This window comes from Oricola cellulosilytica (assembly GCF_019966575.1).
Classification (GTDB): Bacteria; Pseudomonadota; Alphaproteobacteria; order Rhizobiales; family Rhizobiaceae; genus Oricola; species Oricola cellulosilytica.
On record NZ_JAINFK010000003.1, the window covers coordinates 349,588 to 364,936 of the forward strand.

General features: G+C 62.5%; 14 protein-coding genes. 6 read left to right on the top strand and 8 right to left on the bottom strand.

Annotated features, from left to right (window positions below; all coding sequences use genetic code 11):
- Positions 1-39: 39 nt before the first annotated feature.
- The 3 genes from LC298_RS09245 to ftsE all read right to left on the bottom strand — a co-directional run bounded on the left by LC298_RS09245 (position 40) and on the right by ftsE (position 2,525).
- Positions 40-750, bottom strand: coding sequence for a YdcF family protein (locus LC298_RS09245; protein ID WP_158284773.1), 711 nt, complete (start codon positions 748-750; stop codon positions 40-42).
- Positions 751-865: 115 nt separating this feature from the next.
- Positions 866-1,873 carry a cell division protein FtsX gene (locus tag LC298_RS09250; protein ID WP_131569083.1) on the bottom strand — a complete coding sequence of 336 codons (1,008 nt, stop codon included), beginning with the start codon at positions 1,871-1,873 and terminating at the stop codon, positions 866-868.
- Positions 1,866-2,525 (bottom strand): cell division ATP-binding protein FtsE, encoded by a 660-nt coding sequence (gene ftsE / locus LC298_RS09255; RefSeq protein WP_131569085.1) that lies wholly within the window; start codon positions 2,523-2,525, stop codon positions 1,866-1,868. The genes LC298_RS09250 and ftsE overlap by 8 nt, the downstream gene beginning before the upstream one ends.
- Before the next feature lie 161 nt (positions 2,526-2,686).
- On the opposite strand from ftsE, the gene LC298_RS09260 reads away from it, so the two are divergent.
- Genes LC298_RS09260 through LC298_RS09270 form a run of 3 tightly spaced genes read left to right on the top strand, consistent with a single transcriptional unit; the run spans position 2,687 to position 4,162 of the window.
- Positions 2,687-3,241, top strand: a complete 555-nt coding sequence (locus tag LC298_RS09260; RefSeq protein ID WP_131569087.1) for a hypothetical protein — start codon at positions 2,687-2,689, stop codon at positions 3,239-3,241.
- Between the two features lie 4 nt (positions 3,242-3,245).
- Entirely contained in the window at positions 3,246-3,797 is a 552-nt protein-coding gene (gene hpt, locus LC298_RS09265) for a hypoxanthine phosphoribosyltransferase (protein WP_131569090.1), read from the top strand.
- Entirely contained in the window at positions 3,797-4,162 is a 366-nt protein-coding gene (locus LC298_RS09270) for a response regulator (protein ID WP_131569092.1), read from the top strand. The genes hpt and LC298_RS09270 overlap by 1 nt, the downstream gene beginning before the upstream one ends.
- A gap of 6 nt (positions 4,163-4,168) precedes the next feature.
- On the opposite strand, the gene LC298_RS09275 is transcribed toward LC298_RS09270, so the two are convergent.
- From LC298_RS09275 to argH, 4 genes are all read right to left on the bottom strand, one after another.
- Positions 4,169-6,712: a TIGR02302 family protein gene (locus tag LC298_RS09275; protein WP_131569094.1), complete on the bottom strand. Its 2,544-nt coding sequence runs from the start codon at positions 6,710-6,712 to the stop codon at positions 4,169-4,171.
- 108 nt (positions 6,713-6,820) lie between these two features.
- Positions 6,821-8,086, bottom strand: a complete 1,266-nt coding sequence (lysA, locus tag LC298_RS09280) for a diaminopimelate decarboxylase (RefSeq protein WP_131569096.1) — start codon at positions 8,084-8,086, stop codon at positions 6,821-6,823.
- A gap of 21 nt (positions 8,087-8,107) precedes the next feature.
- The gene (gene lptM, locus LC298_RS09285) at positions 8,108-8,284 is read right to left on the bottom strand and encodes an LPS translocon maturation chaperone LptM (RefSeq protein ID WP_199223279.1); all 177 of its coding nucleotides are present in this window, start codon (positions 8,282-8,284) and stop codon (positions 8,108-8,110) included.
- Positions 8,285-8,373: 89 nt separating this feature from the next.
- Positions 8,374-9,795 carry an argininosuccinate lyase gene (gene argH / locus LC298_RS09290; protein ID WP_131569098.1) on the bottom strand — a complete coding sequence of 474 codons (1,422 nt, stop codon included), beginning with the start codon at positions 9,793-9,795 and terminating at the stop codon, positions 8,374-8,376.
- On the opposite strand from argH, the gene tlpA reads away from it, so the two are divergent.
- Complete coding sequence (gene tlpA / locus LC298_RS09295) at positions 9,794-10,474, top strand: thiol:disulfide interchange protein TlpA (RefSeq protein ID WP_131569100.1); 681 nt, start codon at positions 9,794-9,796, stop codon at positions 10,472-10,474. The two genes, argH and tlpA, sit on opposite strands and share 2 nt — an antisense overlap.
- A 9-nt stretch (positions 10,475-10,483) precedes the next feature.
- Here the strand turns inward: tlpA and LC298_RS09300 are convergent, their stop codons facing one another.
- Positions 10,484-11,161, bottom strand: coding sequence for a hypothetical protein (locus tag LC298_RS09300; RefSeq protein ID WP_131569102.1), 678 nt, complete (start codon positions 11,159-11,161; stop codon positions 10,484-10,486).
- 656 nt (positions 11,162-11,817) lie between these two features.
- Between LC298_RS09300 and LC298_RS09305 the strand changes: the two genes are divergently transcribed.
- Together LC298_RS09305 and LC298_RS09310 are read left to right on the top strand one after the other, a co-directional pair.
- Complete coding sequence (locus LC298_RS09305) at positions 11,818-14,913, top strand: helicase-related protein (RefSeq protein ID WP_223385613.1); 3,096 nt, start codon at positions 11,818-11,820, stop codon at positions 14,911-14,913.
- A 15-nt stretch (positions 14,914-14,928) separates the two neighbouring features.
- Complete coding sequence (locus LC298_RS09310) at positions 14,929-15,324, top strand: RNA-binding S4 domain-containing protein (protein WP_131569106.1); 396 nt, start codon at positions 14,929-14,931, stop codon at positions 15,322-15,324.
- Positions 15,325-15,349: the final 25 nt, after the last annotated feature.

Genomic DNA, 15,349 nt, shown 5'->3' on the forward strand with positions numbered 1-15,349 from the left:
GTCGCGCGATAAAGCAAAACGCCTGCCCCGTGACTCCTGTCAGGAACCTGGGACGAGCGCCGCGCGCTGGGTCTGAAGCTGATCGTCCCTCAGCGGTGCGATCAGGTGGCGAAATTGCGCCGCGCTGTATTTAATGTACTCCGCGAACAACAGCCGGTAGCGCGCTGCCTCATCCGAAACACTTTGTTCGTCATTCCTTCGGGCAGCGACGGCATGCGGGATCAGCTCGATTCCCGCCATATAGCGGCGCATTTCAAGCAGGCTGCGCGGCATGTGATAATCATTGGTAACGACGATGAGCGAACTGTATCCGCGATCCGCTGCCCAGCGCGACGTCTCGACCGCATTTCCTATCGTGTCGAGCGCGACGTTGTCGACGTCCACGCAGCATCGGAAGCGCGCGACATCGCTGGCAAAGGTCCTGCGCAACACGTCACGCGACGTCGATGGGTTAACCCCGCTAATGAGCAGGCGGCTGCCGCGCTCTTCTTCCAGCAGTTTCAGCGCAGCACCGATGCGGTCGTAGCCGCCGGTCAGTACGACGATCCCGTCGGCAGCCCGGGTAGCCTGCACTGACCTCAGATCGGAGACCCAGGAGGCGAAAAGAAGAAATCCGACGATCACCGCCGCCGCAGCCCCCAGAAATACAATCGCACCCACGCTCGCGGCCCGCCGCCAGGCACGCGCCGATGAGGATCTCTTTTCATTCTGGGTTTCGTCTGTGGCCTGCATTCCAATGCCAGAATCCATGTCCACTGTCCCGGACATGATGGATGGTTACCCATGAAATACGGCGCCGCATAGGCAAAAACCGCCATGAGCTGAATTTTCCGCTTGTTTTCAAGGCGCAAGCAAGCCGTGCCGTCTAATCGAGGCGTCCGGGGTCCGCCCGTCGGTCGTCAATGTCACGCAACGCCTGAAGCACCGTCAGCCTCGTCGTCAATGCTGTAAGCAGCCCGACCAGCACAATCACCGCGACCACTCCACCATAGGCAGCCGCTCCGATTGCAAAATCGCCAAACAAGGCTGAGGCCTGCTCGCCTTCGGGGGTGATGATGTTGCGGGCGGCCCACCAGTTGACGAGGAAGAAGACGATTATTGCCGTGCCACCGCCGATCATGCCGCCCCAGATGCCCGAAAGCAGAAAGCGCATCTGAAATTGTCGTGCCACAAATCCCGCCTTCGCGCCGATGAAATGCAGCACCTCGATGACATGCTGGTTTCCAGCCATGGCGCCGCGCGTGGCGAAGACAACCGTCAGCACCAATGCCGCCAGAACGAGCCCTAGAATCGAAACGCCGATGAACGTCATCGTGCGCGCCATTCCGACCAGCCGGTCGACCCAGGCGCGATGATCGTCGAGCGACGCGTAAGGGACGGCCTCGCGAATGGCACCGCGCATCGCCTCAAAATCGGGCGGCGCCGTCTCGTCTATCGTGACGACAACAAGCCGTGGCACAGGCAGTTCCTCTAGCCCCAGCCCGCTGCCCAGCCAGGGTTCGAGCAGTGCGATCGTTTCTTCGTTACCGATAATTCTTGCATCACGTACCCCTTCGAATCGCAGCGCAGCCGCGCGCGCGGCGTCGAGTGCCGCGCTCATGTCGCGGCCGTCGCCCGGCCGGATCTGAATTGTCGCCTCTCGCGATATCTGACTTTGCCAAGTGGTGGCGCTCTTGTTGACGAGGGACACCGCCCCGACGGTCAGGCAGGAGAGGAACGACATGATTGCGATGACGAGAATCAGGGCCTGTGTCGCCACGCCGGATCGCGGCACGATCGGCGCCATGGGCCGCAATTGCGGCTCCGTTGTTTTCGGCAACACGCTGACCGACGGATTGTTCTTCCCGATGGGCGTTCTCGGCCTGTCACTCATAAATTTCGAGCTGCCCCTCGCTGAGGATCATGCGCCGCGCCTCGACCTGGTCCATCAGACCGAGATCGTGCGTTGCAATCACCACCGCTGTGCCAAGCCGATTGAGTTCGAGAAATAGCCGCAAAAGGCGCTTTGCCATTGGCGTGTCCACATTTCCTGTCGGTTCGTCAGCAAGCAGGATTTCGGGCTGGTCGATCAGTGCGCGGGCGATCGCGACACGCTGCTTCTCACCACCCGAAAGAACAGGCGGAAGCGCGTGCAGCCGGTCCCCTAGGCCAACCCATTTCAGCAATTCGAGAACATCGCTGCGATAACCGGCCTCCTCTCTCCCGCGTACCCGCAAGGGCAAGGCGACGTTCTCGTATATCGTCATGTGATCGAGCAGACGGAAATCCTGGAACACCACGCCGATGCGCCGACGCAACAAGGGCAACTCCGAAACCTCGATCGTCGCTATATCCTTGTCAAACACGGTGATCAGACCGCGCGTCGGGCGCAGGGACATGAAAAGCAGCCGCAGCAAGGTCGTCTTGCCGGCGCCGGATGGGCCGGTGAGAAACTGAAACGACTGCTTGGGAACGTGAAAGGAGACATCCCGCAGAACCTCCGGCCCCATCCCGTAGCGTAGCCCGACATTCTCGAATTTGATCAACGCCCCGTCCGAATCGCAAGTGTTCGCAGCGCCAAGGCTTAAAGCACTTTCACCCCGAATTGAACCGAAGGCGACACCGGCTTCGCAGCCCACAACAGTGAATTAACCAAACCCGGATAGACCCGAATCATGGCTGTTCCGCGTCGGAAAGGAGCGCAGACATGGCGCAGGACTTCATCGACGCGGAATTCGTTACCTTGCAACGGGAAGAAGCGGACATGTCGGCTGGAAACGCGTCCAGTCGGGATACGGCCGCCACTCGACAGCGTCAGATGGGCGAGCAGATCACCGTCCTGAAATCGTCGGCCCTGGGCAGCCGGCCTTCGCTCATGGCGGAAAGACTCTATCTGGCGACGGTGGTGACGGCTGCGCTGATCGCCTTTATTGCCGCCGGTGGTCATGTGCTGCTGAGGGGCGCACACTTCGCTGCAGACCCCTCCCTGACCCTGCGGATGGGAGCAGCCGGGGCGGACCCGCGAAGCGGTCGCGCTGTCACGATAAGCGCGACGATCAGCAATGCAGGCGCCAAAGCTCAAATCGTCCCCGACATCATTCTTGTTTTCGAAGCAATCGACGGTGGAGGCCGCCTTTCCTACAGACTCCCTCGTGGAGAAATGCTTGGAGCGGGCAAAAGTCTTGCCTTTACCGTCCGCATGCCGAAGAAACCGGGATACCGCGAGGCGCCCAGCCTGCGATTCGACACAAGCGGAGCGTAACCCCATGCCGGTTGTCCGGGGCAAGAAGATTGATGTTCTATATTCCGCGTCCACCATCGCGGCGCGCAATCTCGAGTTGGCGAAGGAAATTGCCGCGCGCGACTACACCGATCTGCTGGTGATTTCCGTGCTGAAGGGATCGTTCATCTTCTCGGCCGATCTCGTGCGCGCCATGCATGATGCGGGGCTGGAACCGGGCGTCGAGTTCATCATGCTTTCGACCTATGGCAAAGGTACCGAGCCCGGCAAGGTGAATATTCTGCGTGATGTCGACAGCGATGTGAGCGGGCGCGACGTGCTGCTGGTGGACGACATTCTGGAATCCGGGCGCACACTGACATTCGCGCGCGAACGCATGCTTGAACGCGGGGCGAAGAGCGTGAATGTCGCTGTTCTGCTCGACAAGTCCTCGCGTCGCCAGGCCGACACTCCTTTCCAGGCCGACTTCGTCGGCTTCGAGTGCCCGGATCATTTCGTCGTCGGCTACGGAATGGATGTCGGACACGCCTTTCGCGAGCTACCGTTCGTCGGCGTCGTCACCGGAGACGCTGACTGATGGCCCGGATCCTGATTGTCGAGGATGACGATTCCGTTCGCAACTTCACCGCCCGTGCTCTCCAGATCGACGGACACGCCGTCGATCAGGCCGAAGATGGCGATATAGGTCTGCAGAAGGTTCTCGAAGACGACGGTGCCTACGACCTCGTCCTCTCGGACATACGCATGCCGGCGATGGACGGCATCGAGATGGCCAAGGAAATCGTCAAGGATCTCCCGGACCTGAAAATCCTGTTAATGACCGGTTTCGCCGAACAACGCGAACGGGCCCGCGACATTTCAAAGATCATCGTCGATGTGGTGCAGAAGCCATTCACGCTGGCTGACATTCGACAGGCCGTGAACCGCGCTCTCGGGTCCTAGAGCCAGTCAGTTCAACTCAAGCAGACGCTCCAGATACTCTTTCTCGAGTTGCGGCGAGAGCGCGTTGCCGAGACGCCGCCGGATGGCTTCGAGGATTTCGCGTGCCCTGCGGATGTCGATTTCGTCCGGCACTTCGACCGATTCGCCGAAATCCGGTCCTGCGGATCGCTGCGGTCGCCCTAGCGGATCGCGGTCTATGCCATTTCGGTTGCCGCCCGGTTCGGATGCGCCAGTGCCGCCATCCATGGCCTGCTGCATCTGTTGCATCATCGAATTGGCGCCCTGGCGCAGGGCTTCCATCGCCTCTCCCTGATCGGAAAACGCACCTTCGCCGTCGCCTTCCTGAAGCGCCTCGCCCGCTTCGCCCATCGCCCGGCCAGCGTCGCCAAACTCCTCACCCGGATTGATCCCCATGCCGCGCAGTCCGTCCATGAACCGGTCGAGCCGCTCGCGAAGAGTCTGCTGACCGGGCGCGAGCCCTTGCAACCCGCGCTGTCCGTTCTGGCCGAATTGCTGGCCCTGCTGGCCGCCTTGGCCTTCCTGCCCCTGCTGGCCTTCACCCGTCTGGCCTTGCTCTCCCTGCTGGCTCTCGCCGTTGCGGCGGTTTTGACGATAGGTTTCGTTCATTAATTCCTGCTGGCGGCGAAGAATTTCGCCAAGCTCGTTCATCTGCTGCTGCGCACGGTTCTGACCGTCGCCCTGCTGCTGGTTGTGCCGGCCCATCTGCAGGTTGTTCATCATGTCCTGCAGTTGTGACAGCATCTCTTGCGCCTGCTCGCGCGCGCCTGACTTCGCCAGTTCCTCGATCTTGTCGAGCATCTCCTGCAGGCTCTGCATGTCCAGCTCCTGGGCCGCTCCCTCCGGTATTTGTTCGGCGAGGTCCGGATTGTTCTCCATCTGACGGGCAAGTTCGCGCAAATATTCCTGCATCGCTTCGCGCAGTTCTGCCATCAATTCTTCGATCTGCTCGTCGGAAGCTCCATTCTCCAGAGCATCCTGAAGCGCTTGCTGCGCCTCCCGCATCCTGCGTTCGGCATCGCTGAGATTGCCGTCCTCGATCGTCCGGGCAAACTCCCAGAGATAGTCGACCACGCCCCTCAATGCTTCGTCGTTTCCGTAGGCGGTCATCAGCCGCGCCCGTGCGGTCACCAGGCCGAGAAAATGTCCGGCATCTTTGATGGTTTCCTCCGGATAGAGTGTCAGCACGTCGATCACGTCGACGATTTTGGGCACGCTGTTGGCGTCAAGGGCGAGACTGCGCCGCTGCTCGATGATGGCGCGTGCGAGCGGGTTCGAGAACGGCCGTCCCGGCAAGACGAGCGTCTTGGTGGCGCTGCGTCCGATTTGGCCCCGGTCATCTTCCGCCTCAAGCGTCAGCTCGACGCGGGCACCCGCCCAAGGATGCTCGCTCAGGTCCGCCATCGTCTTGGCTACACCGTTGTCGGAAGACCTGCGCGGCAGGGACAGGGGCAGTTCGGGCGCTTCGTAAAGCGGATGGGCAGCATCCGGCTGATCGTCGGCGAGCGCGATGATGCCACGAGCGGCGCTCACCCGATGGTCGTCGGTAGCCATGTATTCGACCGTCATCGTGCCGTTTACCGCGCGGGACGGATCGTCTTGGAACGCGATCGACGGAGGATCGTCTGGCGTGACCTCGAATCGCCACGATCGCAATGGACCGGTCCCCTCCGAAATAGCCAGTTCGCCGGACTCCTCGAGCGCCACCTCAAAGCGCCGCGAGGCCGTCGGTACCGACGCATCGCCGCCGCCCTCCGCCATTCGCAACGGCAACTCCGGCTGAGGCCATGTAACAGTCTCCCGTCCGGAACCGCCGGCGATCCGCACGACAGCAAGGCTGCCTTCTGGCACCGTGACCGTCGATTTGATGGCATTCTGCTCGGACGTCAGGAAAATCGGAGCCAGACCGGTATAGGGCGGCGGCGTGACCCAGGCATCGATGCGGGCAGGGATCACCTCGCCGGCGTTGTGGGCGCGGAATGCGTCTCCAAGCGAGCCGCCCGATATCCCAAAGGAATAGGCAAAAGCGGTTACCATGAGCAGCGCGACAAATGCGCGAAGGGCATAGGGGTCGCGCGCCGGAATGTCAGTGCGAGCGCCTGCCTCTTCGACCGACGAGACGCTCTCCGCCATCCGGCGCTGATGCTCGCGCCACAAGGCGGCGGCAAACGCGTCGCTGTCTCCCGAGGGTCGGTCATCCTGTGTGGTTATCGGGGCATGGGCCAGGAGATTGGCCTGCTCCAGTCGCCGGTCAATCGCACGGCGATCGGCAGTTCTCAGGGACCGCAATGGCCAAAGACTCGCCAGAGCGGCAAGCGCGAATGCCGCGACCATCCCCAGGCGCAACGCATCCGGAACGGCCCTGAACGCGCCGAACCAGGAGAGAGTCGCGAAGAGCGAGAGCACTGCCGCGAGCGGCAGAATACGCGGCAATAACCGTTCCGCGACGATCGCGATTGAGGTCGCGAATCGCGCAAACCTCAATTTACGCGACAGGTCGGGAGAATTTTTTGGGTCTGTATCGGCAGCCATGAGCCTCTCGTCTCCGTAACAGAGAGTAGCATTCTTCGTGGCGAAGACGAGGCATAAACGCGCAAAAGCCCCTCACAGCTTTGTTAGACGATGAAGCCCTGCGAGGGCCTAGAGCCAAGGGGGAACGCTGTCCAGCCCGATCAAATCCTCGTAGGTGGGACGCGGCCGGGCCACATAGAAGCGGTCGCCTCTAACAATGACTTCCGGCACGAGAAGTCGCGAATTATAGGTGCCCGACTGGACGGCCCCATATGCGCCGGCCGATCCGATGGCGACGAGGTCGCCTCCCTCAAGCCGCGCCATTTCGCGTTCTTTAGCGAGAAAATCACCCGATTCGCAGACCGGCCCCACGATATCGGCCGTCACGCGCGGCGCGCCTTCGCCGGGTAGGTTGACCGGTCGAATGTCGTGCCAAGCGTCGTACAGCGTCGGACGAATGAGGTCATTCATCGCCGCGTCGACGATCACGAAATTGCGTGCTTCGGCGTCTTTCACGTAGAGGACGGTGGTGACGAGAATGCCGGCATTGCCGACAATCAGGCGTCCGGGCTCGAAAATCGCCTTCAGGCCGAGCGGCCGGACGTGCTTCTTGACGATTTCGCCATAGGCGTCGGGGAGCGGCGGCGGCGCATTGTCGGTGCGATAGGGGATGCCGAGACCTCCTCCGAGATCGACATGTTCGATCGAATGCCCATCGGCGCGCAACTGCCCGACCAGTTCGGTCAGCAATGCGAAGGCATCGTCGAAGGGTTGCAACTCGGTGATCTGGCTGCCGATATGCATGTCGATGCCGATGACCCGGATGTGGGGCAGTTCCGCGGCGCGGCGATAGACGTCGCGGGCGCGCGTCCACGAGATGCCGAACTTGTCGTCCTTCTTGCCGGTGGAAATCTTGTGATGCGTCTTCGCGTCGACATCCGGATTGATGCGCAGCGACACCGGCGCCTCCCTGCCGGCGGCGGTTGCCCGGGCCGACAGCGCCTCCAGTTCGGGTTCGGATTCGACATTGAAGCAGTGAATGCCCTCGGCCAGCGCGAAATCCATCTCGCGCGCGGTCTTGCCGACGCCCGAGAACATGATCTTCCCCGGCGGGATGCCAGCAGAAAGCGCGCGGCGCAACTCGCCCTCCGACACGACATCGGCGCCCGAGCCGAGTCGTGCCAGAGTGGTCAGGACCGCCTGGTTCGAATTCGCCTTCATCGCATAGCAGACGAGCGAATCGATATCGGCAAATGCTTCCGAGAAGACGCGGTAATGGCGTTCGAGCGTCGCCGTCGAATAGCAATAGAAGGGTGTCCCGACCTCTGCCGCAATATCGGCGACGGGCACGTCCTCGGCGTGGAGCACGCCTTCGCGATATTCGAAATGATTCACGGCATCACCTGATGGGAAGGCTCAGAGCAGCGCGTCGAGAATGAACGGCCTGTCCTCCACCGGCGTTTCCTCGGCAGTGGCCGGCGTGGATGTTGCGCTGGCCGGGGGCGGCTCGAGCGGACCCGCCCTTCCGCAGGCGGCGATACCCAGGGCGACAAGCGCGAAAAGGACGAAGCGTTTCGTTTCGAAAAGACCCATGGCGGCGTTCCCGTTGACCTTTCATCGGCGGCGCTGACGGACAAGTTCCTAGCGCGCATGAACAGGAATGAACAGTCCCGGCGGGGTCGCTATTTCGCGTTGCCGGACGCCCCAAGCCTTTTCTTCCAGAAGCGGATCTGCCGGCGCACTTCCTGCGGCGCGGTGCCGCCGAAGCTCTTTCGGCTTGCGGCCGATTTTTCGACCGTCAGGACGCCAAACACCGAATCGGTAATGCGCGGATGGATCGACTGGAGATCTTCGAGCGTCAGCTTTTCCAGCGCAACGCCCTTTTCCACCGCCACCGCCACCGCGCGACCGGTGACATGATGGGCCTCGCGGAACGGAATGCCGAGTTCGCGAACCAGCCAGTCGGCGAGATCGGTGGCCGTCGAATAGCCGGACCCCGCGGCCTTCTTCATCGCCTTGGCGTTGACGGTCAGGTCGCCGACCATGCCCGTCATTGCGGCAAGCGCGAGCTCCAGCGACTCGGAGGCGTCGAAGACGGCTTCCTTGTCTTCCTGCATGTCCTTCGAATAGGCGAGCGGCAGCCCCTTCATGACAGTCAGCAGCGCGATCAGGTCGCCATTGATCCGGCCGGTCTTGGCGCGAACCAGTTCGGCGGCGTCCGGGTTCTTCTTTTGCGGCATGATCGACGAGCCGGTCGAGAACGCGTCGGACAACGTCACGAAACCGAATTGCGGCGTCGACCAGATGACGATTTCCTCGGCGAGCCGGGACAGATGCGTCGCGCAGATCGAGGCGGCAGCCATGTATTCAAGCGCGAAATCCCGGTCGGAAACCGTATCGATCGAGTTGCGCGTCGGCCCCGTGAAGCCGAGCGCCGATGCGGTCTGGCTCCGGTCGATCGGAAATCCCGTGCCGGCAAGCGCCGCAGCGCCGAGCGGGCATTCGTTCATGCGGGCAAGACAATCCTCCATCCGCGACAAATCGCGCCCGAACATCTCGACATAAGCCATGCAGTGATGGCCGAAGGTCACCGGCTGTGCGGTCTGCAAATGGGTGAATCCGGGCATCACGGTCTTGGCGTGTTCTTCGGCGCGTGCCAGAAACGCGGCAATCAGCGATTGCAGCAACCCGACCGCCTTCTCGGTCTCGCCGCGCGCCCACATCCGGAAGTCGAGGGCGACTTGGTCGTTGCGGGAGCGGGCGGTGTGCAACCGGCCCGCCGCAGGTCCGATCAACTCCGACAGTCTCGCCTCGACATTCATGTGAATGTCCTCCAGCTTGCGCGAGAAGTTGAAATCGCCAGCCTCGATTTCTGAACGGATCGTGTTCAGTCCGTGAATGATCTTGTCGCGGTCACCGGCGGAAATTATGTCACAGTCGGCAAGCATGGTGGCATGGGCTATAGAGCCTTCGATATCCTGCCGGTAAAGCTTGCGGTCGTAGCCGATGGACGCGTTGATCTCTTCCATGATCGCGGCGGGACCGGAGGCGAAACGCCCGCCCCACATCTGGTTGGAGCCCTTGGTCTTGGAATCGTCGGACATGAAAGAACAAACCCCGGAAAAAACTCATGGCCAGCCGCGCCGCTTTTCGGCAGGAGCGATCGCGGCCGTGGCAATTGGCTTGGTAGCCGCGCTCGGCGCCGCCGGGATATACGTCACCGGCGCGCTTTCTGGCAATGGCACCACCTCCGGCAGCGCATGTGCCGCTGCGATCGCCGAGGGGAAAGCGCTGAAACCCCTCATGGCAGGCGATGTCGCCGCGATGGCGAAACGCAGCCAGGCGAACGATCTTTCTGGCCTGGGTTTCAATGACGGCAGCGGGACGGCGATGACCCTTGCCGATACCGGGGCCACGACCCGGCTCGTCAATCTGTGGGCGACCTGGTGCGCCCCGTGCCGCGAGGAAATGCCAGCGCTCGACAGGCTGCAGGCGGAGATGGGCGGGGAAGAATTCGAGGTGGTTGCGATCTCGGTCGATGGTGGCTCGGACGCCAAGCCCCGCAAGTTCTTCGAGGAAATCGGGATCGAGCACCTCGCCTTCTATCACGATCCGACGATAGGGGTGTTCAACGAACTGAAGAAGGAGAGTCTTGCGTTCGGTCTTCCGGTGACACTGCTGGTCGATGAATCAAACTGCGTGATCGCCAACATGAACGGTCCGGCGGACTGGGCGAGCCCGGACGCATTCCGTCTGATCGAGGCCGCGATAGCGAAGAACTGACCTCCGGTCTCAGCCGAGGAATGCCCGCATGTGAAACGCCGCCATCTCGTCGGGCTGGTTGAAATCCGTGCCGACCGGGCATGCCCGCCGCGCGAGGCAACCGCGATGACAAGACGCGTCCGGATTCGCCGCCAGGTAGCCGCGGCACAGCGGCACGTCATATCCTGAAAGAGAAAGAGCCCCGGCAGGACAGGTGGTAATGCATGGCTTTTTCGTGCACGAGGTGCACGGACCGGGGAGCGCCTGCGCAGCGAAGGTTCCGGACCGGTCGGTCGAAATGAACGCCGCACGGAAACCCGCCCAGGGGCCGTACCGGTGATGCGCCAAGAGTCCCATCGGGGACGGAGAAAAGCCTCCCGCCTTCCGGGCCCATTCGGCGAAGGGAAACCAGGGCGCTCCATCGAAGGGAAAGAGAGCGCCGAGAGAGAATTCGTGCGCCACCTCCAGAAGCACCCGCCTCGTGTAACGGTCGAGCGGATCGGCCACCCCGTCCCGTGCTTCCGGCGCTTGCTGAAACGCAGTCCACATCGCGGCGCCTGCGTTTCCGATCACGAGAAGCGTACGCGCCGGCCGCCCGCATTCAAGGTCTGGGACGCTATCTGCGGGCTCCGGATGGAACCCGCCGAACGCGAGAAAGCCGCCAGTCCAAAGCCGTTTTCCGAAGCGTGTCGCGGTTCGAATATCCATGGCGCGAACATGTATCACCCCATGCCCGGAGTGCCAGCAGGATTACGACGCCACGCGCTACGAGCCGAAATCCATTAACCTTTCGGATCGAAACGCCGTCCAAAAAACCGCGATGAATCGCTAAAGTTGTATCTCCTGACGTTTCGTGACCCCATATCTGGTGGAGAACAAAACCAGAAACCTGACAGATCGGTGATTCGTCGCCGATTCGTTCCGCCTCGGTTCCGGAAGTTAACGAGATCTGTGCTTTTCGTTAGTGCTCATGGTTAACCGAAGGTTTCTATTGCGCTTAGAATTCAAGAGGTTGCCTTCGACCGGTCGCTGAGATCGGCGAACCGCGGGCAAACCTTAACGCGGCCGCGTCATTGCTGCTCGAACATCCAATCGTTGAATCAGCAAGTGGTGTCACCGCACGCACACGACACCACATCTTGTGGAGAACAGAGGTGCAACCTATGAGAGTCACCGATTCGTCTCCGATTCGTTCCAGACTCGTTCTGGTTGTTAAAAGATGCAACCGCAAGGCGGTAGAAGCGCTGCATTTTCGCGTTATTTTCGCCCTTTAATTGCCGTCCAGACCCATTAAGTCCCTCCTGACGGCAACTTGCCGCATATCCCTCCGCAGACTGCCGGATTCGAATTCAATGCAAGAGTCAATGCCACGCGACTTTTTTTCCGGTCACACGGTCAAGGCGGTGCTCGGCCCGACGAATACCGGCAAGACTCATTATGCGATCGAACGCATGGTGGCGCATTCGAGCGGCATGATCGGTCTGCCGCTGCGCCTTCTCGCCCGCGAGGTGTATGGACGCGTTGCAAAGAAGGTCGGGGTCGACCAGGTATCGCTGATTACGGGCGAGGAAAAGATCCAGCCGCCAAATGCGCGATTTTCCGTTTGCACCGTCGAGGCGATGCCGGCGCAAGCCGATGTGGCGTTCGTCGCGATCGACGAGATCCAGCTTGCCGGCGATCTGGAGCGCGGGCACATCTTTACCGACCGCCTGCTGAACCTGCGCGGACGCGAGGAAACACTCCTTCTCGGCTCGGACACCATGGCGGGAATCCTGCGCCTGCTCCTGCCGGGCATCGATATCCTCAGCCGCCCCCGCATGTCGCATCTGGCCTATGCCGGCTCAAGGAAGATAACCCGCCTGCCGCGCCGTTCGGCGATCGTCGCTTTTTCCACGGACGAAGTCTACACGATCGCAGAACTGATCCGCCGCCAACGTGGCGGCGCGGCGGTGGTCATGGGCGCGCTGTCGCCGCGCACCCGCAATGCCCAGGTCGAGATCTATCAGAACGGCGATGTCGAGTATCTCGTCGCCACCGACGCCATCGGCATGGGTCTCAATCTCGATGTCGACCACGTCGCGTTCGCGCAATTGCGCAAATTCGACGGATATAGTTACCGGGATCTGAATGCGGCCGAGATGGGGCAGATCGCGGGCCGCGCCGGACGCCACATTCGTGACGGAACGTTCGGCGTTTCCGGTCACGCGGGACCGCTGGACGACGAGACCGTGCGCCGGATCGAAGGCCATGAATTCGATCCGGTCAAGGTGCTGCAGTGGCGCTCGCGCCGACTGGACTTCTCTTCCCTCGACGCGCTTCGCAACTCGCTGGAGACGACACCCGCCGCCCAAGGGCTGACGAAGGCGCTTCCGGCGGTCGATCAGCGTGCGCTGGAGTTTCTCTCTCGAGACCGCGTCATCGCCGAGATTTGCAGCGGATCGCGCGAGGTCGCGATGCTTTGGGAAAGCTGCATGTTGCCCGACTACCGCAAGATCGCCCCGGCCCAGCATGCCGACATCATTTCGCAGATATTTCTTGATCTGGTGAAGCGCGGACATGTCGACGAGGACTACATGGCCGAGCAGGTTCGGCGCGCCGACCGAACCGATGGAGAGATCGACACGCTGTCCCACCGCATCGCCCAGATCCGGACCTGGACATATGTGGCGAACCGGCCCGGCTGGCTGAGCGACCATCTCCACTGGAAGGAAACGACGCGGGCGATCGAGGACAAGCTCTCCGACGCCTTGCATGAGCGGTTGACGAAACGCTTCGTAGACCGCAGGACATCCGTGCTTATGAAGCGTCTGCGAGAGAATGTGACCATGGAAGCAGAAATCAGCCAGACCGGCGACGTCATGGTGGAAGGCCACCATGTCGGACAATTGGACGGATTCAGGTTCACCGCCGACAGATCCGCCGAGGGCGAGGATGCCAAGGCAGTCCGCGCCGCCTCCGGCAAGGCGCTTGCCACGGAGTTCGAAACGCGCGCAGGCCGCTTCGCCGCATCCGGCAACAGCGATTTCGGCCTCGGCATGGATGGCGTGCTGCGCTGGCTCGGCTCGCCGGTCGCCAGCCTCACTGCCTCCGACGAATGGCTCAAGCCGCGCGTGGTGCTGCTCGCGGACGAACAGTTGAGCGGTCCGGCCCGGGACAGCGTTGCCGCCCGCGCCGAGCGTTTCGTCGCTCATCACATCGAGACGCAACTGAAGCCCTTGGTGGATCTGGCGCGCGCCGACGAACTTTCCGGCATTGCCCGGGGCATCGGCTTCCGGCTGATCGAAAATTACGGCATCGTGCAGCGGCGCGAGATCGCCGATGACATACGCTCGCTGGACCAGGACGGCCGGGCGGCCCTGCGCCGATACGGCGTTCGGTTCGGGTTCTACCACATCTTTATCCCGGCGCTCATCAAGCCCGCTCCCGCCGGGTTGCTGACCCTGCTATGGGCTTTGCAGAACGACGGACGGGAAAAGCCTGGTTACGGAGATGTCGTTCATCTGCTCTCGACCGGCCGTACCTCGCTGGTGCCCGATCCCCAATTCGACTCCGCGTTCTACAAGCTGGCCGGTTACCGGCACTTGGGAAGCCGGGCGGTACGGGTCGATATCCTGGAACGGCTGGCCGACCTGATCCGTCCGGCGTTGCAGTGGCGGGACGGAAACGGCGCGCTCCCCGATGGCGCCGGCGGTGGCGGCCGTTTCTTCGTGACGCCGGCGATGATGTCCATCCTCGGCGCGACTGCCGATGACATGGAGGCGGTGCTGAAGAGCCTCGGTTACCGGCACGACGTGGTCGACGCATCCGAGTTCGAGACGAAGATCGAGGCGCTGCGCGCGGCCAACGCACCCGACAAAGAGGAAGCCGAGACCACCGCCAAGGATAACTCCGGTGGGGAGGCGGCGGCATTACCCGGAGATCCCGCGGCCGCGACAACCCCGGAACCCGAGACGGCAGCATCCGATCGCCCTTTGGCGGGGCCGGCTGCCGACGACGCCGCGGCGGCAATGGAACCCGGCCCGGCGCCTCAGGCGATTTCGGAGCCACCGGCTGCAGCGGTCGACGCGCCGAGCGAACCCGGCGTGAGTGCGGAAACCACGCAGACCCGCCCATCCGAGGACGCTGACACCAAACCCTCAGACCCGGAAGACGAAGGCCCGAAGACGATTCTCGTCTGGCATCAGCCGCGAAGCGACCGTCACCGCCGTGGAGCGCACACCCAAGGGCGCCGCAGTGACGGGAAGCCGGGGGGCGAGCACCGCGGCCGTGGCGATGGCGGTAAGCCGGGCGGCAAACGCGACGAGAAGTTCCGCGGCAGGAACCGCAACAGGCCGAACGCCGCTGGCAACCGTCTCCCCGCAGGCACGAAACAGGCAAGTCAGCCTCGCCGCGAGGCCAAGCCCGATCCGGATTCCCCCTTCGCCAAGCTCGCGGCGCTGAAGGAGCAGTTCGACAAGTAATGGCAAAGAAAGCCAATGGCGTCTGAACGCCAGCGGATCGACAAGTGGTTGTTCTTCGCGCGCGTCGTGAAGTCCCGGACGCTGGCGGCCAAGCTCGTCCAAGGCGGCAAGGTCAGGGTCAATGGCGAGAAGATCGCGCAGGCGAGCCAGGATGTGAAACCGGGAGACGTTCTGACAGTGACCCTTGATCGCCGGATCGTGGTTCACCGCGTGGTGGATTGCGGCGAGCGCCGGGGACCGGCGGCCGAGGCACGAACGCTGTACGAGGACCTTTCGCCGCCCCCGCCTCCAAGAGGCGAGAGCGCGCTCGACCGGGTGGTGGCGAAGCGCGAGCCGGGTTCCGGACGACCGACCAAGAAGGAACGCCGGGCGCTTGACCGTTTGTCAGACGTCGGACCGGCCGGAGACTGAGGCGAGAGCGCCGACGGAAGCATCC

What these genes read in the sequence shown, in the direction of transcription:
- LC298_RS09300 (WP_131569102.1), bottom strand. Translation starts at nt 11,161, where the DNA reads ATGGATATTCGAACCGCGACACGCTTCGGAAAACGGCTTTGGACTGGC.
- LC298_RS09275 (WP_131569094.1), bottom strand. Translation starts at nt 6,712, where the DNA reads ATGGCTGCCGATACAGACCCAAAAAATTCTCCCGACCTGTCGCGTAAA.
- LC298_RS09305 (WP_223385613.1), top strand. Translation starts at nt 11,818, where the DNA reads ATGCCACGCGACTTTTTTTCCGGTCACACGGTCAAGGCGGTGCTCGGC.
- tlpA (WP_131569100.1), top strand. Translation starts at nt 9,794, where the DNA reads ATGAAAGAACAAACCCCGGAAAAAACTCATGGCCAGCCGCGCCGCTTT.
- LC298_RS09260 (WP_131569087.1), top strand. Translation starts at nt 2,687, where the DNA reads ATGGCGCAGGACTTCATCGACGCGGAATTCGTTACCTTGCAACGGGAA.
- LC298_RS09270 (WP_131569092.1), top strand. Translation starts at nt 3,797, where the DNA reads ATGGCCCGGATCCTGATTGTCGAGGATGACGATTCCGTTCGCAACTTC.
- LC298_RS09250 (WP_131569083.1), bottom strand. Translation starts at nt 1,873, where the DNA reads ATGAGTGACAGGCCGAGAACGCCCATCGGGAAGAACAATCCGTCGGTC.
- LC298_RS09245 (WP_158284773.1), bottom strand. Translation starts at nt 750, where the DNA reads ATGGATTCTGGCATTGGAATGCAGGCCACAGACGAAACCCAGAATGAA.
- lptM (WP_199223279.1), bottom strand. Translation starts at nt 8,284, where the DNA reads ATGGGTCTTTTCGAAACGAAACGCTTCGTCCTTTTCGCGCTTGTCGCC.
- argH (WP_131569098.1), bottom strand. Translation starts at nt 9,795, where the DNA reads ATGTCCGACGATTCCAAGACCAAGGGCTCCAACCAGATGTGGGGCGGG.
- LC298_RS09310 (WP_131569106.1), top strand. Translation starts at nt 14,929, where the DNA reads ATGGCGTCTGAACGCCAGCGGATCGACAAGTGGTTGTTCTTCGCGCGC.
- hpt (WP_131569090.1), top strand. Translation starts at nt 3,246, where the DNA reads ATGCCGGTTGTCCGGGGCAAGAAGATTGATGTTCTATATTCCGCGTCC.